General features: G+C 71.3%; 16 protein-coding genes. 9 read left to right on the top strand and 7 right to left on the bottom strand.

All coding sequences use genetic code 11. The annotated features are described in order from the left end of the window. The first annotated feature begins 340 nt into the window (after positions 1-340). A complete protein-coding gene (locus tag BCL76_RS03030) occupies positions 341-784 on the top strand; it encodes an ATP-binding protein (RefSeq protein WP_258309256.1) in 444 nt (147 codons plus the stop codon). A 43-nt stretch (positions 785-827) separates the two neighbouring features. Here BCL76_RS03030 and BCL76_RS03025 read toward each other — a convergent pair whose 3' ends face one another. Together BCL76_RS03025 and BCL76_RS03020 are read right to left on the bottom strand one after the other, a co-directional pair. Continuing rightward, positions 828-1886, bottom strand: a complete 1059-nt coding sequence (locus tag BCL76_RS03025) for a DUF2637 domain-containing protein (protein ID WP_030766569.1) — start codon at positions 1884-1886, stop codon at positions 828-830. 207 nt (positions 1887-2093) lie between these two features. After that, on the bottom strand, positions 2094-2954 hold the full coding sequence (locus tag BCL76_RS03020) for a (2Fe-2S)-binding protein (protein WP_109777855.1): 861 nt from the start codon (positions 2952-2954) through the stop codon (positions 2094-2096). Positions 2955-3091: 137 nt separating this feature from the next. On the opposite strand from BCL76_RS03020, the gene BCL76_RS03015 reads away from it, so the two are divergent. Further along, positions 3092-3757: a GntR family transcriptional regulator gene (locus BCL76_RS03015; protein WP_258309255.1), complete on the top strand. Its 666-nt coding sequence runs from the start codon at positions 3092-3094 to the stop codon at positions 3755-3757. A 66-nt stretch (positions 3758-3823) separates the two neighbouring features. Here BCL76_RS03015 and BCL76_RS03010 read toward each other — a convergent pair whose 3' ends face one another. Further along, entirely contained in the window at positions 3824-4609 is a 786-nt protein-coding gene (locus BCL76_RS03010) for a hypothetical protein (protein ID WP_181382436.1), read from the bottom strand. A 180-nt stretch (positions 4610-4789) separates the two neighbouring features. Next, a complete protein-coding gene (locus tag BCL76_RS03005; RefSeq protein WP_109777846.1) occupies positions 4790-6469 on the bottom strand; it encodes a helix-turn-helix domain-containing protein in 1680 nt (559 codons plus the stop codon). Positions 6470-6722: 253 nt separating this feature from the next. On the opposite strand from BCL76_RS03005, the gene BCL76_RS03000 reads away from it, so the two are divergent. From BCL76_RS03000 to BCL76_RS02975, 6 genes are all read left to right on the top strand, one after another. Further along, on the top strand, positions 6723-7619 hold the full coding sequence (locus tag BCL76_RS03000; RefSeq protein WP_109777844.1) for an FAD binding domain-containing protein: 897 nt from the start codon (positions 6723-6725) through the stop codon (positions 7617-7619). 2 nt (positions 7620-7621) lie between these two features. Continuing rightward, entirely contained in the window at positions 7622-8227 is a 606-nt protein-coding gene (locus BCL76_RS02995) for a (2Fe-2S)-binding protein (protein WP_109777842.1), read from the top strand. Between the two features lie 2 nt (positions 8228-8229). Then, on the top strand, positions 8230-10632 hold the full coding sequence (gene pucD, locus BCL76_RS02990) for a xanthine dehydrogenase subunit D (protein ID WP_109777839.1): 2403 nt from the start codon (positions 8230-8232) through the stop codon (positions 10630-10632). Positions 10633-10952: 320 nt separating this feature from the next. Continuing rightward, a complete protein-coding gene (locus BCL76_RS02985) occupies positions 10953-12416 on the top strand; it encodes an NCS2 family permease (protein ID WP_109777837.1) in 1464 nt (487 codons plus the stop codon). Positions 12417-12518: 102 nt separating this feature from the next. After that, positions 12519-13670, top strand: coding sequence for an XdhC family protein (locus tag BCL76_RS02980; protein ID WP_109777835.1), 1152 nt, complete (start codon positions 12519-12521; stop codon positions 13668-13670). Positions 13671-13828: 158 nt separating this feature from the next. Further along, positions 13829-15085 (top strand): YncE family protein, encoded by a 1257-nt coding sequence (locus BCL76_RS02975; RefSeq protein ID WP_109777833.1) that lies wholly within the window; start codon positions 13829-13831, stop codon positions 15083-15085. 72 nt (positions 15086-15157) lie between these two features. On the opposite strand, the gene BCL76_RS02970 is transcribed toward BCL76_RS02975, so the two are convergent. Next, complete coding sequence (locus BCL76_RS02970; RefSeq protein WP_109777831.1) at positions 15158-15625, bottom strand: OsmC family protein; 468 nt, start codon at positions 15623-15625, stop codon at positions 15158-15160. Between the two features lie 270 nt (positions 15626-15895). On the opposite strand from BCL76_RS02970, the gene BCL76_RS02965 reads away from it, so the two are divergent. Continuing rightward, entirely contained in the window at positions 15896-17128 is a 1233-nt protein-coding gene (locus BCL76_RS02965; protein ID WP_109777829.1) for a GNAT family N-acetyltransferase, read from the top strand. A gap of 55 nt (positions 17129-17183) precedes the next feature. Here the strand turns inward: BCL76_RS02965 and BCL76_RS02960 are convergent, their stop codons facing one another. Together BCL76_RS02960 and BCL76_RS02955 are read right to left on the bottom strand one after the other, a co-directional pair. Further along, positions 17184-19400, bottom strand: a complete 2217-nt coding sequence (locus BCL76_RS02960) for a terpene synthase family protein (protein ID WP_109777827.1) — start codon at positions 19398-19400, stop codon at positions 17184-17186. A 185-nt stretch (positions 19401-19585) separates the two neighbouring features. Next, entirely contained in the window at positions 19586-21595 is a 2010-nt protein-coding gene (locus tag BCL76_RS02955) for an ABC transporter ATP-binding protein (RefSeq protein WP_109777825.1), read from the bottom strand. Between the last annotated feature and the right edge of the window lie 315 nt (positions 21596-21910).

Genomic DNA, 21910 nt, shown 5'->3' with positions numbered 1-21910 from the left:
CTCACAGGGGCTTTGCGGAACCCTTTCCGGCACGGGGACCCGCTCCGGCGGACGTGATCACGGAGCCGGCGGCCTGTCGATTCCTCCGAAGGTCGGCGCCGGGACGGTGACCGGATTCGCACGGTCCGCCGACAGGGCCGTGGGGGGCGCCGGGGCGGGCCATGTGATCGGGATGGCCTGTTCCGGCCTCCGTGCCGTGCCCCGGCCGTAAGCCCGCAGGAGTGCGGGACCGCCCGGGGGGCATGCATCCCGTAGACCTGTTCGAGAGCAAGGACACGGGAGGGACATCGCCGTGCGGGTGGGGGCGAAGACCGGGAAGCTGTGGGGGAGAGGGTGGCCGGTGCCGCGTGAGCCGTCCGCCGACGAGGACGGGGAAGCGGTGGACGCGCTGCGGATCACCCGGAGCGTACGCCGGGCCGACCTGAAGGCGGTCGGCGAAGTCCGCCGGGCACTGCGCGAGTTGATGCGCCACCGGTGCCGGACCGACGCCGCCGAGGTGGCCGAACTGTTGATCACCGAGCTCGTCACCAACGCGCTCGTCCATACCGACCGGGGTGCGGAGGTGCACGCCAGCCTCGCCGCCACCCGCTTACGGGTGGAGGTCCGGGACTACGCCTCACGCCGTCCCCGGCCGTACGTACCGACCGCCGACGGTACGCACGGCCGGGGACTCGTGTTGGTACAGGCACTCGCCGACGACTGGGGCGTGGACGCGCTCGCCCTGGGCAGCGGCAAGGTGGTGTGGTTCGAGCTCGACGCGCGACACGACGCAGGGCCCGCCTGAGCAGGCGGGCCCCACGGGGCTTCCCCGGATCTCACGGACCGGGTCAGCCGAACTGCTGCTCCAGGTCCTTCAGTTTGCGCTCCAGCGAGTCCAGTCGGGGAATGGTCTGGGTGTCGTCCTCGGCGGTGAGGTCCACCGTCCGGGGGCCGGTCACATCAGTGGATTCGGTTCGGTTGACGGCTTGCAGGGAGGGCCGGCGTCGTAGGGGCAGTTGTCCTGATTCCGGTATGGCCGGCTCCGCGCCGACCGGCGCGGAGCCCGCTCCCTGCGTCAGTTCCGGGAGCTCGACCTGGCGGCCGCGCGACCGCCCGAACGCCCGGTTCTGCCGGCCCAGCGCCTTGATGCGCGCCCGGTCCAGCCGGTTCTGATCGCGCCTGCGGTGCCGGTCCTGCTCCCGCTCCTTCTTGTCCTCGCGCACCTCGTCCACGGCCTCGTCGAGGGTGCGCACCCCTTCCAGCAGCATGAGCGACCAGGCGCCGAAGGTCTCCCGGGGGGCCCGCAGCCAGCGGACCATCCGGATCTGGGGCAACGGCCTCGGGATCAGGCCCTGTTCGCGCAGCGCCGCCCGGCGGGTCTGCTTGAGGGCACGGTCGAACAGGACGGCCGCCGAGAGCGACATCCCCGCGAAGAACTGCGGAGCACCGTCGTGGCCCATGCCCCGTGGGGCGTGCACCCAGTTGAACCAGGCGGCCGCCCCCGCGAACAGCCAGACGAGCATGCGCGAGCCGAGGGCCGCGTCGCCGTGGCTGGCCTCGCGCACGGCCAGCACCGAGCAGAACATCGCGGCGCCGTCGAGGCCGAAGGGGACCAGGTACTCCCAACCTCCGGAGAGGTTGAGGTTCTGCCGACCGAAGCCGACGAGTCCGTGGAAGGAGAGTGCGGCGGCGACCGCCGCGCAGCAGAACAGCAGGACGTACGAAGCGGTGCCGTAGACGGCCTCCTTGCGTCGCCGCCGTTCCTCGCTGCGCTCCCAGCTGTCGTCGGCCGCAGCCTTCTCGCTCTCGCGCTTGCCACGGGCCAGTACCGCAACTGCCGCAAGTACGCCCAGGATCAGCAGGCTGCCGGGCAGCAGCCAGTCCAGCGATATGTCGGTCAGTCTCATGCGGATGTCCCTTGCCTCGCGTATGCGGCTGTGCGGCCGTGCGGCTTTCGGGCGCCATAGTGGCGTAGCCGGTGAGCCGCGCACGCGGGTTTCGGGGCAAGTGGACGCCATCGGGGGGCGGGGCCCGCCGGATAGGGTGTTGTGACTCGAACTGGAGCCCGCATGGGCCCAGTTGTGTTCGATTGCGGTCAGTCGTACGGGGTGGGTTCAGGCGGCGGTCGCCGCGAGGCGGGCGACGCGGTCGGCGTCGCAGGTCCGGGGACAGGTGACACAGGTGTCCTCGGGGCGGATGGTGTAGAAGAAGCAGCAACCGGCCCGGTCCCGGGTGGGCAGCTCCTCGCCGGCGGGTCCGGTGAGCGTACGGAAGCCCGCGCCCCCGGTGTAGGGGGCCGTCGAGCCGGGCAGCAGCGCCTCCAGCTCGGCCATGGCGCGCTGTTCCTCGCCGAGCAGGTTGCCGAGGTACCAGAGGCTCTCGACGACCTCGTCGGTCACCATGCCCCACAGGGCGCGGCGACCGCGCCGCATGCGCGGGCCGAAGCCCTCCAACAGCGGTCCGAGGTGCTGGGCCACCGCAGCCCGCACCTCCTCGCGCAGCGCCTCCTCGTCGGGCACGACACGGGCCCCCGGGAGTGCGGCCGCCGGATCGTCCGGCAGGCAGGCGAATTCCCCGACGCGCACGCTGAGGCGCCCGAGGGTCCGGTGGAAGGCCACCTCGGTGACCGGGAACCGCGGGACCCGCCGGTGCAGGAACCACGGGAGGGTGATCAACAGGCAGGCCGGCCACGCGTACCGGTGCAGCCCGAAGCCCGCGATCACATCGGGCCGGGCCTGGGTCCCGTAGTCCCTCAGGACCTGGGCGTCGTCCCAGGCGAGGAAGGCGTCCAGGGCCGGTCCGCCGGCGGCGAGCTCGTCCGCGCCGACCCATCCCACACCGCGAGGGACGGGTTCGTCGGCGGTTCGCTCGATCACCCGCAGCCCGCTGTACGCCTCGGCCAGCCTGGCGAACGCATCCGTCACCGCAGAGCCGGGCGGGGCGGATGTGACAGCCGGAAAGGTCGTGACGGTCATGACGGGCCACCGAATCACAGAATCACACGATCGTTAACAGGTAAGCCTTACCTTACCTGATTCGGATCGATCCGCACCCCTCCCCGCGCGGGCCGTCACTTATTCTCAGGACAGGTCGAGACCCGGAGGAGGACCGAGTGCACGAAACGGCCCACGCCCGGGTACCGGCACAAAGGCAGAAGGTGTTGCGCCATTCGGTGCGCGGTCAGGTGCTGGACGCGCTGCGCGCGGCGCTGATCGACGGAGAGCTGGTGCCCGGGGAGATCTACTCGGGTCCGGCCCTGGGGGAGCGGTTCGGGGTCTCGGCGACCCCGGTGCGCGAGGCGATGCAGCAGCTGGCCGTGGAGGGGGCGGTGGAATGCCTCCCGAACCGGGGCTTCCGCGTGCTCTCCCGTACCCCGAGGGAACTCGCAGAGCTGGCCGAGGTGCGGGCGCTGCTCGAAGTCCCCGTCATGCTCCGGCTGGCCCGCACGGTGCCCGCGGCCGACTGGGAGGCCCTGCGTCCGGCCGCCGCGGCCACGGCCGAGGCGGCGGCGGCCGGTGACCTGCCCGGGTACGCGGAGGCGGACCGGGACTTCCACCGGGCGGTGCTGCGGCTGGCCGGCAACGACCAGCTGGTGCAGGTGGCGGAGGAGCTCCACCGCCGGGCCCAGTGGCCCCTGCCGGGCGCTCCGCGGGTCCGGCGGGCCGATCTCGTCGCGGACGCGGCGGAGCACTCGGCGCTGCTGGAGGCGCTGATCGCACGGGACCTCCCGGTGGTGGAGTCCCTGGTCCGCGAACACTTCGCGGGCTCCCCGGCCTGACCCACCACCGGGGCTCCGCCCCGGACCCCGCGCCTCAAACGCCGGCGAGGCTGGAACGGCCGGAGGCTACGCCGCGGGCGACGGGGCCGGGTCCGGGTGGTGGAGCTGGTCCGCCAGCCAGGTGGGGATGCCGCCCAGCAGATGGAACAGCCGGCGGGCCTCCGCGCGCAGTCGAGAGGCCTCCGGCTCCGGTTCGGCCTCGGCCAGCGCCGCCAGCGCGGGCGCCGTGCCGATGAGGAAGCCCAGGTCCTCCCGGATGCGCAGGGACTCCGCGAAGCCCTTGCGGGCCTCGGCAACCTCCCCGTCCCGCAGGGCCAGCGCGGCCAGGTGCCGCAAGGTGAAGGACTGCAGCAGGGTGTCTCCGTGCGCCTCCGCCCCCGCGTGGGCCCGGTGGTAGGCCGGCCGGGCCGACTGCGGGGCGTCCGCCAGGTGCTCGGCGACGAGCCCCCGCCGGAAGTCCAGCAGCGGGCGGGTCCGGGAGTCCGGGGACAGCAGGGCCGCGGCCCGGCCCAGTGCGGAGCGGGCCTCGTCGGCCCGGTCGCGTACACCGAGCACGGTGGCGGCGTACGCCAGCTGGCCCCGTTCGCAGGCGGCCGCGCCCCGGTCGTCGTCGTCCTGGGAGACCGCCTCGGCGACGCGCAGCGCGTCCTCGGCCTCCGCCCAGCCCTGCCCGGTGAACAGGCAGCGCTCCACCAGCAGCGCGGTCCGCTGCACGGCCGCCCCGGCTCCGCCGGCCTTGCCGATGTGCGGCGTCAGCAGCGCCGCCGCATCGGTCCAACAGCCGCGCGAGCGCAGCCGCCATATCGCCCGCTGGAGGGGGTCGTCCCCTCCGGTTGTTCCGGCACCCGACATGGCGGTGTCCGCCACATTGCCCTCCCCAAAGCAAGCAAGCAGCACATCGTTGAGCCCTGGGGCGAAATGAGAGCACGGATTCACGGCATCGGCCAAGGGGTTGGGTGAACTCTTTCACAAAGTCCGGACGGATCATCAGCCGCCCCGCGGCCGAACCCGGCGGCCCCGGGGCGGATCTCCTCAGCTCATCCGCAGTGCCAGGAAGAAGTCGAGCTTGTCCTCCAGCCGGGACAGGTCCCGCGCCGTCAACTGCTCGATTCGCCCGACGCGGTAGCGCAGCGTGTTGACGTGCAGGTGCAACCGCGTCGCACAGCGGGTCCAGGAACCGTCGCAGTCGAGGAACGCCTCCAGCGTCGGGATCAGCTCCGCGCGGTGGCGCCGGTCGTAGTCCCGCAGCGGGTCCAGCAGTCGCGCCGTGAAGGCGCGCCGGACGTCGTCCGGGACGAAGGGCAGCAGCAGCACGTGCGAGGCCAGCTCGTGGTGGCCCGCCGCGCAGACCCGGCCGGGGCGCGCCGCGGCCACCCGGCGGGCGTGCCGGGCCTCCTCCAGTGCCCCGCGCAGCCCCTCCGCGGAGTGCACGGCCGCGCTGACGCCCAGCGTGAGCCGGCCGTCGTCGGCGAGACCGGCGGCGAGCGGGTCCCGTACGACCGCGAGCAGCTCGTCGGCGTGCAGGGCGGAGTCCGGGCCCTTGTCCTCCCCGGCGTCCCCGGAGAGCGAGGGCAGCGGCACCAGGGCGATGGCCTCGTCACCCGCATGGGCGACCGCGATCCGGTCCGAGGGCTCGGGCCCCGAGAGGGACGGGTCGACGAGGATCTCCTCCAGCAGCGACTGGGCCACCGGGCCGCCGGGGATGTCCCCGTTCTCCCAGTCCACCCGGGCCACGACGACCTGCCAGTGCGGGGCGGCGCCCAGTCCGGGCAGCAGCACCGGGGCCGCCACGCGCAGTCGGGCGGCGATCTCGGCGGGCGGGGCACCCGTCTGGACCAGTTCGAGCACCTCTTGTGCGAGGCGGCGGCGCACGGTGCGGGCCGCGTCGCGCCGGTCCCGCTCCACGGCGATCAGTTGGGTGACGCCCTGCAGCAGGTCCAGGCGCTCCGCGGGCCAGTCGCCGGCGTCCGCCTCGACCGCCAGCAGCCAGTCCGAGAGCACGGTCTCGCGCACGTCCCGGGCCCCCGGACCGGCGGCTCCGCGCCCGTGTCCCCTGATCGGGAAGAGCGAGTAGGTAATACCCTGGATGGAGATCCGATGCGGCCCCCTACGGCCCGTCCGGACCGCCGCAAGGTGCTCGCCCGCCAGTGCTGCGCAGACGCCCGGCGCCAGCGGCTCACCGGCCCCGGCGATCTGTCGGCCGGTGGGGGACAGCACCCAGGCCCGGAGATCGAGGTCGGTGGTGAGCAGATCGAGCACCACGTCGGGGCCGCCGCCGGCCGGACCCGAGGTCATCAGTCGGCGGTGTCGGTCCACGACGGCCGCGAGGTCCCCGGCGCGCTCGCCCGAGACCTGTCGGACGACGTATTCCGTGATCGTGGCGAATGCAACGTCCTCGTTCACGGCGAACAGCGGCAGCCGATTGCGCACACAGGCCGAAACAAGATCATCGGGAATGGCCTGGAGCTCCGCCTCGCCCGCGGCGAGCCCGGCGACGCCCGCGCCCGCCAGGATTCGTACGAATGGCTCGGAGTCGGCTGAATTTCGTCTCCAGGCCAGGCCGGTCAGGACGAGTTCGCCCCCCGACAGATATCGGCTGGGATCGCGTAGGTCGGTCGTCATGACCCCACGGACCGTCCGGTCGAGTTCACCCTCGCCGCCGAGCAGCCGCAGCCCCAGCGCCTCGGTTTCCAGCAGTGCGCGCAGCCGCATGATGTCGCCGCCGATCTGTCTCGAATGTTGCCGTTGGAAATCGGGCAGGTCGTCGCATCCTGCCTTTCATACGAATCTACAAGACGAGGGAGGTCGTCAGCCAACTCCTTCATGGTTTCAGTGACTGCACCCCGGGGCGAGTGGCTTGTGTACTGGGTCCACACCGCGTTAACAGCACATGAACGACCAGTCGAGGACTCTCAGGCCTCCTGGCTTGAAGTAAACGACACGATGAAGAAGAAGAGAGCCGCTCATGGACTTCCTTCGCCCCGCCAGCTGGGAGGAGGCGCTCGCCGCCAAGGCCGAGTTCCCCTCAGCTGTGCCGATTGCGGGTGGCACCGACGTGATGGTCGAGATCAACTTCGACCACCGCCGGCCGGAGTACCTCCTGGACCTGAACCGCATCGGTCTGCTGCGGGAATGGGAGGTCGGCGAGGATGTGGTTCGCCTGGGCGCCTCCGTCCCGTACACGCAGATCATGGAGAACCTCCGCACGGAACTTCCGGGACTCGCGCTCGCCTCGCACACGGTCGCGTCCCCGCAGATCCGCAACCGCGGCGGTGTCGGCGGCAACCTCGGTTGCGCCTCTCCGGCCGGCGACTCCCACCCCGCGCTGCTCGCGGCGGGTGCCGAGGTCGAGGTGGAATCCGTACGCGGCTCCCGCCTCATCCCGATCGACGAGTTCTACACAGGTGTGAAGCGCAACGCGCTCGCCGCCGACGAGCTCATCAAGACCGTTCACGTCAAGAAGGCGGACGGCCCCCAGCAGTACTCCAAGGTCGGCTCCCGCAACGCGATGGTCATCGCGGTCTGCGCGTTCGGCCTGGCGCTGCACCCGCAGACCCGCACGGTCCGCACCGGAATCGGTTCGGCCGCGCCGACCCCGATCCGGGCGAAGGTCGCCGAGGAGTTCCTGAACGCCGCGCTCGAAGAGGGTGGCTTCTGGGAGTCCGGCAAGGTCATCACCCCGTCGATCGCCAAGCAGTTCGGTGACCTCGCCTCCGGCGCGGCCAACCCGATCGACGACGTCCGTGGCACGGCGAAGTACCGCCGTCACGCGGTCGGCATCATGGCTCGCCGCCAGCTCGTCTGGACCTGGGAGCAGTACCGCGGTACCGGCAACGGCCGCTCGCTTGAAGGGGCTGCGTAATCATGCGCGTCAATTTCACGGTCAACGGCCGTCAGCAGGAAGCCGACGATGTGTGGGAGGGCGAGTCCCTTCTCTACGTCCTGCGTGAGCGCCTGGGTCTGCCGGGCTCCAAGAACGCCTGTGAGCAGGGCGAGTGCGGTTCCTGCACCGTCCGTCTCGACGGCGTGCCGGTCTGTTCGTGTCTGGTGGCCGCCGGTCAGGTCGAGGGTCGCGACGTCGTGACCGTCGAGGGCCTGGCGGAGTTCTCCAAGCAGCGTGACGAGCACGGCCACGGCGGTGCCTGCGGCACCGGCGGCGGCTGCGGCGGCAAGGGCGTGTCCCTGGACGCGGCCAAGCAGTGGCAGGCCCGGCCCGCCGACTCGCAGACCGGCGAGGGCGTGGAGCTCTCCACCATCCAGCAGGCGTTCATCGACGCCGGCGCCGTCCAGTGCGGCTTCTGCACCCCGGGTCTGCTGATCCAGGCGGACGCGCTCCTGGAGGAGAACTCCTCCCCGTCCGACCAGGACATCCGTGAGGCCCTGTCCGGCAACCTCTGCCGCTGCACGGGTTACGAGAAGATCCTCGACGCGGTCCGCCTCGCGGCCGCCCGTCAGGGAGAGGCGGTCTGACCATGGCGCAGAACACCCGCACCGTGCCCGCCGGTACGCCGACGAACGTCACCCAGAAGCACAACAAGGGCGGCATCGGCGAATCGATTCTCCGCCCGGACGGCACCCTCAAGGTCACCGGCGAGTTCGCGTACTCCTCGGACATGTGGCACGAGGACATGCTCTGGGGCCAGACGCTGCGCAGCACCGTCGCCCACGCCGAGATCGTCTCCATCGACGTCTCCGAGGCGCTCGCCATGCCCGGCGTGTACTCGGTGCTGACGTACGACGACCTGCCGGCCGAGATGAAGAACTACGGCCTGGAGATCCAGGACACCCCGGTGCTCGCCAACGGCCGGGTGCGTCACCACGGTGAGCCGGTCGCCCTCGTGGCCGCCGACCACCCGGAGACCGCCCGCCGCGCGGCCGCCAAGATCAAGATCGACTACCGCGAGCTGCCGCTCGTCACGGACGAGGCCTCCGCCCTCGCCGCCGACGCGCCGCTCATCCACGAGGGCCGCGACGACCACCACATCGGTCACGTCCCGCACCCGAACATCGTGCACCGCCAGCCGATCATCCGCGGCAACGTGGAAGAGGCCCGCAAGCGCGCCGACGTGATCGTCGAGGGCGAGTACACCTTCGGCATGCAGGACCAGGCCTTCCTCGGTCCGGAGTCCGGTCTGGCCGTGCCGTCCGAGGACGGCGGTGTCGAGCTCTACGTCGCCACCCAGTGGCTGCACTCGGACCTCCAGCAGATCGCCCCGGTCCTGGGCCTGCCGCCGGAGAAGGTCCGTATGACGCTCTCGGGCGTCGGCGGGGCCTTCGGTGGCCGCGAGGACATCTCGATGCAGATCCACGCCTGCCTGCTGGCCCTCGCCACGAACAAGCCGGTCAAGATCGTCTACAACCGCTTCGAGTCCTTCTTCGGCCACGTCCACCGCCACCCGGCGAAGCTCTACTACGAGCACGGCGCCACCAAGGACGGCAAGCTCACGCACATGAAGTGCAAGATCGTCCTGGACGGCGGGGCGTACGCGTCCGCCTCCCCGGCGGTCGTGGGCAACGCCTCCTCCCTCTCGGTGGGTCCCTACGTCCTGGAGGACGTGGACATCGAGGCGATCGCGCTCTACACGAACAACCCGCCCTGTGGCGCGATGCGCGGCTTCGGCGCCGTCCAGGCCTGCTTCGCCTACGAGGCCCAGATGGACAAGCTCGCGGCGAAGCTGGGTATGGACCCGGTCGAGTTCCGTCAGCTGAACGCCATGGAGCAGGGCACGATCATGCCCACCGGCCAGGTCGTGGACGCCCCGGCGCCGGTCGCCGAGCTGCTGCGCCGGGTCAAGGCCCGCCCGCTGCCGCCGGAGCGCCAGTGGGAGTCCGCCGGCGAGAGCGCGGACGTCCGCGCGCTGCCCGGTGGCCTCTCGAACACCACCCACGGTGAGGGCGTCGTCCGCGGCGTCGGCTACGCGGTCGGCATCAAGAACGTCGGCTTCTCCGAGGGCTTCGACGACTACTCGACCGCCCGCGTGCGCCTCGAGGTCATCAACGGCGAGCCCGTCGCGATGGTCCACACGGCCATGGCGGAGGTCGGCCAGGGCGGTATCACCGTCCACACGCAGATCGCCCGTACCGAGCTGGGTGTCACGCAGGTGACCATCCACCCGGCCGACACGCAGGTCGGCTCCGCCGGTTCCACTTCCGCCTCCCGGCAGACGTACATGACCGGTGGCGCGGTGAAGAACACCTGTGAGGCCGTCCGCGAGGCCCTCCTGGAGATCGGCCGCCGCAAGAACGGCTCGTACCACCCGGCGTGGGCCACGGCCGAGCTGCTCCTCGAAGGCGGCAAGGTCGTCACCGACGGCGGCGAGGTCCTCGCGGACATCGCCGACATCCTGGAGGGCGAGGCCATCGACCTCGAACTCGAGTTCCGCCACGCGCCGACCGAGCCCTTCGACCTGGTCACCGGCCAAGGCAACGGCCACGTCCAGTACACCTTCGCCGCGCACCGCGCGGTCGTCGAGGTGGACACCGAGCTCGGCCTGGTCAAGGTCGTCGAGCTGGCGACCGCGCAGGACGTCGGCAAGGCGCTCAACATGCTTTCCGTGGTCGGCCAGATCCAGGGTGGTACCACCCAGGGGCTCGGCGTCGCGATCATGGAAGAGATCATCGTGGACCCGAAGACCGCGAAGGTGCGCAACCCCTCCTTCACGGACTACCTGATCCCGACCATCCTCGACACCCCGACCATTCCGGTCGACGTCCTGGAGCTCGCCGACCCGAAGGCCCCCTACGGCCTGCGCGGTATGGGCGAGGCCCCGACCCTCTCGTCCACACCGGCCGTCATCGCGGCGATCCGGCAGGCGACGGGTCTGGAGATCAACAAGACGCCGATCCGTCCGGAAGCCCTTACCGGGACCCTCTAGGACGGCGTGGTCCGGGGGCCGCGAGGCCCCCGGACCCCTCAGACTCTCCGGGCGGTGTGCATGGGAACGTCACACTTCACCGCATACCGCCCGGAGGATGTACGAAGTACCGCACCGCTCGCGGTCCCTTCACCTGGCAGTACCCCTGCAAGAACCCCCGTAGTACCAGCGGTCACCCCCGCACTACCCGCAGTACACGCAGTGAACATTCGCGTCGCCTCGGGCCGTCACCCCGGGTCGTGCAGCCAAACGCAGCATCCCAAATCCCGCGTCTCCAATCTCCAAGCGGGTGCCCCTTTGAACCTTGGGAGTTAGGCACCATGACCCAATCGTCAGTAGAGCCCAAGACCACCGCGGAGGAGGCCGGCGACGGCTCTCAGCCGCCCGCCGGACGGTCCTGGCTCGACCGCTATTTCCATATAACGCACAGAGGCTCGAACGTCGGCAACGAGGTCCGTGGCGGTATCACGACCTTCATGGCGATGGCGTACATCCTCCTGCTCAACCCCCTGCTCCTGTCGGGCAAGGACGTCGCCGGCACGGTGATGGACGGATCGGCGATCATCACCGCCACCGCGTTCGCCGCCGCCGTCACGACGCTCCTCATGGGCTTCGTCGGCAAGGTGCCGCTCGCCCTCGCCGCCGGTCTCTCCGTCTCCGGCGTGCTGGCCTCGCAGGTCGCCCCCCAGATGACCTGGCCCCAGGCCATGGGCATGTGTGTGATCTACGGTGTCGTGATCTGTCTCCTGGTCGTCACCGGCCTCCGAGAGATGATCATGAACGCGATCCCGCTCGCGCTCAAGCACGCCATCACCATGGGCATCGGCCTCTTCGTCGCCCTGATCGGCTTCGTCAAGGCCGGTTTCGTCGGCAAGGGTCCGGAGTTCGGTCCCCCCGTCCAGCTCGGTGCGGTCGGTGAGCTGTCCGGCTGGCCCGTGCTGCTCTTCTGCATCACCCTGGTCGCCATCTTCATGCTCCAGGCCCGCAAGGTGCCCGGCGCGATCCTGATCGGCATCGTCGGCGGTACCGTGCTGGCCGCGATCCTCAACGCCATCGTGGACATCGACCCGAAGGCCTGGAAGAACGGCCCGCCGGAGCTGGACGGCTCCGCGGTCTCGATGCCGAACTTCTCGCTCTTCGGTGACGTCTCCTTCGGCGGCTGGGGCGACGTCGGCTACATGACGGTCGGCATGATCGTCTTCACGCTGGTGCTCGCCGGCTTCTTCGACGCCATGGCCACCATCATCGGTGTCGGTACCGAGGCCAAGCTGGCCGACGACAAGGGCCGCATGCCGGGCCTGTCCAAGGCGCTCTTCATCGACGGCGCCGGTGGCGCCATCGGTGGCGTCGCGGGCGGCTCCGGCCAGACCGTCTTCGTCGAGTCCGCGACCGGCGTCGGCGAGGGTGCCCGTACGGGCCTCGCCTCCGTCGTCACCGGCCTGTTCTTCGCCGCCTGCCTCTTCTTCACCCCGCTCACGCAGATCGTCCCGGGTGAGGTCGCCTCCGCGGCCCTGGTCGTCATCGGCGCCATGATGATGCAGAACGCCCGCCACGTGGACTGGGCCGACAGCGCGACCGCGATCCCGGTCTTCCTGACCGTCGTGATCATGCCGTTCACGTACTCGATCACGGCCGGCGTCGCCGCCGGTGTGATCTCCTACGTCGCCATCAAGATCGCTCAGGGCAAGGCCCGGGAGATCGGCGGCTTCATGTGGGCGCTGACCGCGATCTTCCTGGTGTTCTTCGCCCTGAACCCGATCGAGCACTGGCTCGGGGTCGGCTGACCCGGAACCATCCGATCATCACGTACCCGCACCTCCACGTAGCCGATCCGCGCAACCGACGCGCGTATCCGATACTGGAACCGAACCTCCGAGGAGGCCCCCATGCTGGACATCGCCGAAGAGCTGAACCGGTGGGTCGAGCAGGGGCGTGACTTCGCGGTCGCCACCGTGGTGGCGGTCGGCGGAAGCGCACCCCGGCAGCCCGGGGCCGCGCTCGCCGTCGACAGCGAGGGCACGGCCATCGGCTCGGTCTCCGGTGGCTGCGTGGAAGGTGCGGTGTACGAGCTGTGTCGCCAGGCGCTGGAGGACGGCGAGACCGTCCACGAGCGCTTCGGGTACAGCGACGACGATGCCTTCGCCGTGGGCCTGACCTGCGGCGGAATCATCGACATCCTGGTCACCCCGGTCCGCGTGGGCTCTCCCGCACGGGAGGTCTTCGCGGCCGGGCTGGCCGCCGCCGCCCGCGGTGAGGCCGCGGCGGTGGCCCGGATCGCGCAGGGGCCGGCCGAGCTCATGGGCCGCGCCGTGTTCGTCCGCAGCGAAGGCGGCCACCAGGGCGGCCTCGGCGGACACCCCGAGCTGGACCGCACCGTCGCCGAGGAGGCCCGCGCCATGCTCGACGCCGGGCGCACCGGCGTGCTGGAGATCGGCGCCGACGGCAGGCTCTGCGGCGAGCCGCTGAAGGTCCTCGTCGAATCCAGCGTCCCGCCCCCGCGGATGATCGTCTTCGGTGCCATCGACTTCGCCTCCGCCCTCGTACGGATCGGCAAGTTCCTCGGCTACCGGGTGACCGTGTGCGACGCGCGGCCCGTCTTCGCGACGAAGACCCGCTTCCCCGACGCGGACGAGATCGTGGTCGACTGGCCCCACCGCTACCTGCAGAGCACCGCCGTGGACGGCCGGACCGTCCTGTGCGTGCTCACCCACGACGCCAAGTTCGACGTCCCGCTCCTCGAACTGGCCCTCAAGCTGCCCGTCGCCTATGTGGGCGCCATGGGATCCCGCCGTACCCACGAGGACCGCAACGAGCGGCTGCGTCAGGTCGGGGTGACCGAGCTGGAACTGGCCCGGCTGCGCTCCCCGATCGGCCTGGACCTCGGCGCCCGCTCGCCGGAGGAGACCGCGCTGTCCATCGCCGCCGAGATCGTCGCGAACCGCCGCGGCGGCACCGGCGCGGCCCTGACCGGCGCGCACATCCCGATCCACCCGGACGTCTCGCACGCGATGCTCGACCGGATCGGTTCCGTCGCTTGAAGGCATGACGGCCGAACGTGAGAATCCGAACCTGAGCAACCGAACGTGAGAAAAGGGCGCACCCCGTGGGGGTTGCGCCCTTTCGACGTTCCCCCTATCTTACCCGCCGGTAATAGGAGGCACCCTCTCCATCCCTTCCCCGTACCGGAGTTGAGCGGATGTTGCGTACCGTGCGAAACCTGGGCCTGCTGGCCGCGGCCACCCTGCTCACCGCCTTCACGCCGGCCCCGGCGGCGACCGCTCCGGCGGCGACCGCCCCGGGCGACGGCCTGCGCGAGGTGCTCTTCGTCGGGAACAACTGGGAGGGGACCGCCGACGTCCTCGCCTCCACCGGCGATCTCGCCAAGGTCGGTCGGATCGACGTGGTCCCCGACAAGGCGGAGCGGTTGCGCGAGATCTACCTCAACCCCGTGAAGCTCGCCTTCTTCCTCGGCATCCGGGAGAGCGCGGGCGAGGGGCACGACCAGTTCGTCGACGACATGTTCACCACCCCGGACGGCTCCGCCGTCGTCGTCTCCCGCCCCAGCTTCGCCGACGTCGTGTCCATCGACGTGACCACCGGACGCGTCAACTGGCGCTTCCCCGTGTCCGGGTACCGCTCCGACCACATGGCGGTCTCGCCGGACGGGACCCGCGTCGCCGTCTCGGCCTCCACCTCCAACACCGTGCACGTCCTGGACATCACCACCGGGCGGCAGGTCGGCTCCTTCGGTACCGGGGACAAGCCGCACGAGAACACCTTCACCCGCGACGGCCGGTTCCTGTGGAACAGCTCCATCGGCGAGGTGAACACCGCCCTCGACGCGCCCTGGTTGGACTGGACGAAGGGCGACCGCAAGATCACCGTGGTCGACGCGCAGACCTTCCGCACCGTCCGGGTGATCGACATGCGGGAGCGGCTGGACGCCTTCGGCCGCCGCGACCTGTCCGACGCCGTCCGCCCGGTGTCCTTCAGCCCCGACGAGTCGAAGCTCTACTTCCAGGTGTCCTTCTTCAACGGCTTCCTGGAGTACGACGTCCCCTCCGACCGGATCACCCGCCTCAAGACCCTCCCGATGAACCCCGCCACCAGCACCGACCGCACCACCTGGGTCAACGACTCCCGCCACCACGGCATGTCCATGAGCCCCGACGGGGCGAAGCTCTGCATCGCGGGCACCATGGACGACTACGCGACCGTCGTGGACCGCGCCACCCTCGCCGAGGGACCGCTCGTGCCCGCCGCCAAGCCGTACTGGGCCACGGTCTCCGGCGACGGCAGCGCCTGCGTGATCTCCGAGAGCGGCGCCGACCGGGTCACGGCCATCGACTTCGCCACCGGAGCCAAGCGGGTCTCCGTACCCGTCGGGGACCACCCGCAGCGCGTCCGGCTCGGCCACGTCCCGACCGGCTGGACCGGGCCCGCCGGCCGCTAGTACCGGGTGCCCTGCCCTGCCCTGCCCGGCGGGCCGGGTCAGGGAGCGGTGTGACCGGGCCGGCCCGGATGCTCAGCCCACCGTCACGGTCGGCTCGTGCCGGACGGGGAAGTTCACCGAATTGGCGATGAAGCAGGCCCGGTTGGCCTCCTCGTGCAGTGCGATCGCCGCGTCCACCATCGACTCGTCGCTGACGGTGATCCGGGGGTGGACCACGGCCTCGGTGAACTGCCCGCTGTCCCCGGCCGTGGCCATCGTCCCGGTCGCCTCGTCGACGTACGAGGTCACCACCACGCCGTTGACCGTACAGAAGTGCAGGTAGGAGAGCATGTGGCACTGGGACAGGGCGGCGAGCAGCAGTTGCTCGGGGTTCCAGCGGGAGGCGTCGCCGCGGAAGGTCGGGTCGGAGCTGCCGAGGATCGCCGGCAGCTCTCCGGCGGCCACCTCGTGGGCCCGCGAGTAGGCGCGGTAATGACTGGTTCCGGTGCCGAGGTTTCCGGTCCAGGTCACGCGGGTGGTGTAGGAGTGCAGTCGGGCCATGGCGGCTGCTCCCTTCTCTCTGCACGGGGCGGGGTGGACGCCCGGGGCGCGGAGCCGGCGTGGTCGGACCGCGACGGGCGTCGACCTGGATCGTACGGCCACGCCACGGCCGCGTCGGCCCGCTCGTGCCCGGTCCAGGTGTCCAGCACGCCCGTGTGACCGGCTCGATGCACGGGTACCGGGCGGCCGACCGCCGGAGCGACTGAAAACCCATCACCTCCGGCCCTTATCGGATGACCGGTCCCACGATGACCGATTAGTCTCGCGATCATGGTGGATATCCGCGAGGTACCCGAGTCCGACATCGACCGTGCTCTGGAGCTCGCCTACCTGGTCTTCCACGACCGACCCGAGAAGGAGGTCCGGGAGAAACACCACGCGCTGCTCGCGAGTTGCGACCGGATCGGCGCCTACGACGGCACGGCCTTGGCCGGCTTCATGGCCGCGCACGACTTCCGGCTCTCGGTGCCCGGGGCGGATCTGCCCTGCCCCGGGCTCACCTTCGTCGGCGTCGCCCCCACCCACCGCAGGCGCGGCGTGCTCACCGCGCTGATGAACGAGATGCTGCGGCGGACCGCCGCCGCGGGCAGCCCGCTCGCCGCCCTCTGGGCCTCCGAGGCCGCGATCTACGGGCGCTTCGGTTACGGCAGCGCCACCACCGGCGTCACCATCGAGATCGACTCCACCCGTCCGCTGGCCCTGCGCATCGACCCGGACCGGCGCCCGCTGCGCCTGGTCGACCCGGAGGAGGCCGTCGCCGTGGTCGGGCCCTTCCACGAGGCCGCCCGCGCCCGCCGGGCCGGCCGTCCCACCCGCAGCGCGGAGCGCTGGTCCCAGGAGTGGCTGGCCGAACAGGACGAGGAGGACGAGGAACTGAGCCCGCCGCGAATCATCGTCCTGGGCGAAGCGGACCAACCCGTCGCCGGATACGTGCTCTACCGCACCAAGCCGGAGGACGGCGCCGGATCCGCCCGGGTGCCCGGCCTGGTCCGGGTCGACGAGTTGGAGGCCGACACCCCGGCGGTCGCCGCCGCGCTCTGGGAGTGCGTGGCCTCCCTCGACCTCACCGGGACGGTCCGCGCGTGGGGTCGTCCGGTCGACGACCCGCTGCTGCACTTCGCCGCGGACCGGGACCAGGTGCGGGTCACCGCCCAGTTCCCCGCGCTCTGGCTGCGCCTGGTCGACGTGGGCGCCGCGCTGACGGAGCGGTCCTGGGCGGCGCCGGTGGACGTGGTGCTGGAGGTGCACGACGTACGGATGCCCGCCAACGCCGGGCGGTTCCGGCTGACGGCCGGGCCGGCCGGGGCCACGTACGAGCCCGCGGACTCCGCCCCCGACCTGGCTCTGAACGTACGGGAACTGGCCGCCTGCTACCTCGGTGGGACCCGCGTCGAGGAACTCGTGGCCGCCGGGTTGGTACGGGAGCACACGCCGGGCGCGGCGGCGGCGCTGGACGCGGCCCTGCGTACGGCCGTACTGCCGCACACGGGGGACGAGTTCTGACGGTCGGCCACGTCGGGGGCGGGCGGGCCGTCCGCCCCCGACCCGGCCGCCCGGATCAGGAGGGCAGCGAGATTCGGGCGGCGGCCATGCCGAAGCCGGCGCCCAGGACGGCGGTGGCGAGCCGGTCGGGCCGCGCGCGCAGGTCCTGCGGCCGGTAACGGCTGATCTTCTGGTGCCAGTTGAGAATGCCGGCGTGCCAGTCCTGCAGCTCGCCCACGTACGCGTCCAAGGCCTGCCGCGCCTGCCGGTCGAGCTTCCAGTCGTCGTAGAGCAACGGCAGCTGGTTCGCCACGATGTGCTCGAACTCCTCGGTCCGCCGGGTCATCAGCTCATGGCAGATGTGCAGGGCCTGCGGGTAGTCGATGTCGAAGAAGTTCCGGGTGACCAGGATGTAGTTGTGGACCTCCCCCTCGACCTCCACCTCCTTCTGGTAGGAGTAGATGTCGTTGATCATGCAGGCGGCGTCCGCGACCGCGTTCTCCAGGGAGCGGATGGTCCCGGAGGCGTAGATCTCCTCGGGGATGCCCCGGCCCCGGTGTCCGAGCCGGCACAGGTACATCGTCAGGTGGCTGCCGAAGGTGTGGCGGCGCATCTCCGCGTAGTCCACCGGGTCCGGGATGCGGTTGCGGATCTGGTTGTCCACCTCCCACAGCCAGCTCTCCAGCATCCTGACCAGGGTCGCCCGGAACTCCGTGCGGTGCTCGGTGGCCATGGCGGCGCTGGTGCGCACCCACAGGTCGCCGAGCGCGCGCTCCATCGCGGTCACCGGCTCCGGCTGTTCGGCGTGGTCGACCGGGATCATGGCGATCAGGCGGGCGGTGGTCGCCTTGGCCGCCGGAAGGTTCCTGCCCTGGCCGAAGACCACCGGGTAGTAGTCGTCCCCGTACGTACCCCAGGTCAGCCAGCAGGCGTTGAGGGCCAGCTCCTCAGGCGTCGCGTCGGGGTCGATACCGGCCGAGCAGAGCGCGAAGTCGAAGCCCCGCAGCCGCTCCTCGGTCCAGATCGCCGAACCGGGGTCTCCGGGCTGCGGGTCCAACAGGCCGATCCGCCGGGACCAGGCGACGGACTCCTCGCGCGCGTGCGCCAGGTGCGGGCTGACGGTGAGCCGGTGCGGCATGTAGATGTCGGGGATGACGGAGGGGCCGGTGCGCTCGAAGGGGACGTGCGTGAAGGAGCGGTGGCGCAGCTCCATCGAGCGCCGTGTGAACACGGAGCGCAGGTCGAGCGCGGTGGCGCCGAGCCCGGACGGCTGGAAGGGCAGGGCCGCCGGGGCGGTGGGCCTGGCCTCCTTGTTCATGTAGCGGCTGGAGACCATGTGCCACTCGTGGCCTCCGGACTGCCAGTCCTGCAGGCCCTTGGTGTAGGCGAGGACGGCCGCGATCTCCGTCGGGTCCAGTGCGTGATCGGCGAAGAGCTGCGGGAGCTCGCCGATCGCGGTCTGCTCGAACTGCTGGAGGCGGGAGGTGAGCAGGTCGTTGGAGGCCTCGGCGGCCTCCTGGGTGGTGCAGCCCAGGAAGGTCTCCAACACCAGGATCGCGTTGGAGAGTTCGCCTTCGTCGGCGACCTCGCGCTGGTAGGAGAAGATGTCGTTCCTGATGTGCACGGCGTCGGCGAAGGCGTCGCGCAGCACGGCGAGCGGGCGCGAGTGCGCGACGCGTGCGGGCACCTCGGCGCCGACGTACTCGATCAGGCCGGCCGACCAGGGCGCGCCGCCCACCTTGCGGCGCATCTCGATGTATTCGAGCGGGTTCGCCACGCGCCCGATGTCGATGTTGGCGAGCTCCCACATGGACTCGTCGAGGAGGTTCTTGGTGGACAAGGAGAACCGTTCCCGCCAGTCGGCGGACATCGCCGGGACCGTCCGGGCCCAGAGGTCCGCGAGCCCGGCCTCCACCGGGTTGGTGGGCTCGGGGAACCCGTCGGACAGGTCCATGGGCATGAAGGCGGCGAGCCGGTCGAGGTACCGCTTGGCGCCGTCACGGTCCTGCGAGCGCTTGAACATCTCCAGGAAGTGGTCGTCGAAGAAGAAGACCCACACGTACCAGTCGGTGACGAGCGCCAGCGCGTCGCGATCGCAGTCGGGATGGGTGTACGCGCAGAGCAGCGCGTAGTCGTGCGAGTCGAGGTCGCTCTCCTCCCAGACGCCGGAACCCTCCAGCATCCCGAAGCCGCGCGCCCATCGCTTGGTGTGGGTCCGCGCGTCCTCCAGGTGGGGGTTCAGTCGTGCCGGATAGGGCACATAGAAATCCGGCAGTTGAAACGGCTGCGTCACGTCGGGGTCGGCCTTTCGCTCATGGGTACGGGGGCCCGGTTGCGGCCCGGCCCCCCGCACGAGATCAGCAGTGCCCTACCCGTGGTGCCCGTGGGACAAGGGTGATTTCACTGCTTCAGGTGACGGACGGGGCGTTCCGCGGTGCCGCGGCCCGCCGGCGGTTAGAGAGTGTTCCGTGGATCAGGTCAGGACACCGGACTGTCCTGGTCCGGGGCGGGAGACTGGCGGGGGATCGAAGGCGGCCGGCGCTGCGGATCGTGGCCGAACTGCGCCGCCTGCATCGCGTACATGGAGGCGTACCGGCCGCCCAGTGCCAACAGCTCCTCATGACCGCCCTGTTCGACGAGCCGCCCCTCGTGCAGTACGTAGATGACATCGGCGAACCGGACCCCGGACATCCGGTGCGTGACGAGGACGACCGCGCGCTCGGGGCCGGCGAGGCCCCGGATGCTGTCGAAGGCGGCGATCTCCGCCTCCGGGTCGAGGGCCGAGGTGGGCTCGTCCACGACCAGGACGTGGGCGTCGCGGAAGCGGGTACGGGCGAGACCGAACTTCTGCCACTGCCCGCCGGACAGCTCCGAGGCCCCCCTGAACACCCGGGCGAGCAGGGTCTCGTAGCCGTGCGGCAGCTTCTCGACGATCCGGTCGGCCCCCGCGTACCGGGCGGCGGCCACCACCTGGGCGTCCGCGTCGACGGCGGGGCCCCGGTCCTCGGTGGCGGGCCGGCCGATGGCGATGTTGGTACGGGCGGTCACCGGCCAGCGCTCGAAGTCCTGGGTGAGGAGCGCGACCCGGTCGAAGACCTGCTCCCGGTCGGCGTCCCGTACGTCCACCCCGTCCCAGGTGACCGAACCGGCGTCGGGCAGGTGCAGCCCGGCCAGCAGCTTGACCAGCGTGCTCTTGCCGGAGCCGTTCTCGCCGACCAGCGCGACCACCTGGCCGGCCTCGATGGTGAGGGACACCCCGGTGAGGGCGGGCTCGTCCCGGTCCGGATAGCTGAAGTCCACGTCCCGCAGCCGGACCGCGGCGAGCCGCTCCGGCAGCGCGGCCCCGCCGGACGGAATGGCACGGTGGGCCGCCTCGGCGACGAACCGTTCCAGGTCCCTCACGTACAGGGACTCCTCGTGCAGGGTGTTGGTGGTGGCCACCAGCGCCCCCAGGCTCGCCGAGCCGGTGCGCACCGCGATCACGGCGGTGCCGGCGACGGCGAGGTCCATCCGGCCGGAGACGACGAGGGCGCCCATCGCCCCGTAGGTGACCAGGGCCGCGACGCCGGAGAGCGCGGCGGCCAGCAGTTCGGTGGAGGCCTTGTCCTTGGCGAGGCGGGTGGCCTCGCTCTCGGCGACCTCGGCCATGTTGCGGTAGTGGCCCAGCAGATAGCGGCCGACGCCGTGCACCCGTACCTCGGGGGCCGACGTACGGGAGATCAGCAGCTGGCCGATGAGCCGGGCGGCCCGTACGTGCTCCACCCAGGTGATCATCGACAGGTAGCGGCGCTGGGCCACCCGCATCGCGCCCCAGCCGCGCGGGGCGGCGATCAGCAGCAGCATGGGCAGGAGCAACGGGTGCAGTACGGTCAGCACCCCGGCGGTGGCGATCAGGGAGATGAGCCCGCCGAGGGTGGCCACGCAGGCGCCGACCGTGCGGCGGGCCGACGGCGGACCCCACTGGGCGCTGTCCAGCAGCCGCCGGAACTCCCCGTCCTCGATGGCCTCCAGCTTCACCTCGACGGCGGCGCTCAGGTACTGCTCGTACGCGGCCCGCTCGACCTTGGGCTCCAGCCGTCCGGCGGCCGCCGTGGACCGGGAGGCGAATACGGCCCCCAGCACGGCGACCAGCGCCCCGGCGGCCAGGGCGGGCAGGGCCGCGTGCAGCCGGTCGGCGGCGCTGCCTTCGCGCAGCAGCGTACGGAGCACATCGCTGATGACGAGCAGGCCGACGGCGGAGGTGACCCCCTGCCCGGCCTCGGCGGCGGCGACGGTGAGCAGGGCCGGTCGGTCGGTGTCCCAGGCGAGGCGCAGGGTCCCGCCGACCATGCGGGGCATGGAGCGCAGGGTGGTCAGCAACCGCCCTTCGAGGCGGGCGTACTCGTGGTGGGACCAGCCGGCGTCGTAGCGCAGGGGACCGCCGAAGAGCCGCCGTTCGCTCTCGGAGACGGCGGGTTCGGTGGCTTCGGGCCGCTTGAGGAGCCTCATGCGCGGCCACCCCCGCCCGGTGTCGGGTCGAACACCACATGAACGTGCACGGATCGCAAAATTCCTCCCGAGGGGCCGCGGCTGCGACTGACGCCGCAAGAACGTGGCTGCTCAGAGCGGCGTCACGGGGCCGGGGGAACGAATGCCCGCACGCAGTTACGACCACACGCCGGACCCCATGGGCAGCACGCGGCCCCGCCGTTCGAACCACCCGGAGGTGGCGATACCCCCGTTCGAGGGATTGCGCCGCACCCCTGCCGGAAATGGCGGAGGCCGCCACCCCGTGGACGGGACGGCGGCCTCCTTGCGGCGCGG

It is taken from the genome of Streptomyces sp. CG 926, from assembly GCF_003148825.1.
Taxonomy (GTDB): domain Bacteria; phylum Actinomycetota; class Actinomycetes; order Streptomycetales; family Streptomycetaceae; genus Streptomyces.
The sequence above is the reverse complement of the archived record's forward strand: the minus strand, read 5'-3'. Positions and strand labels throughout refer to the sequence as shown.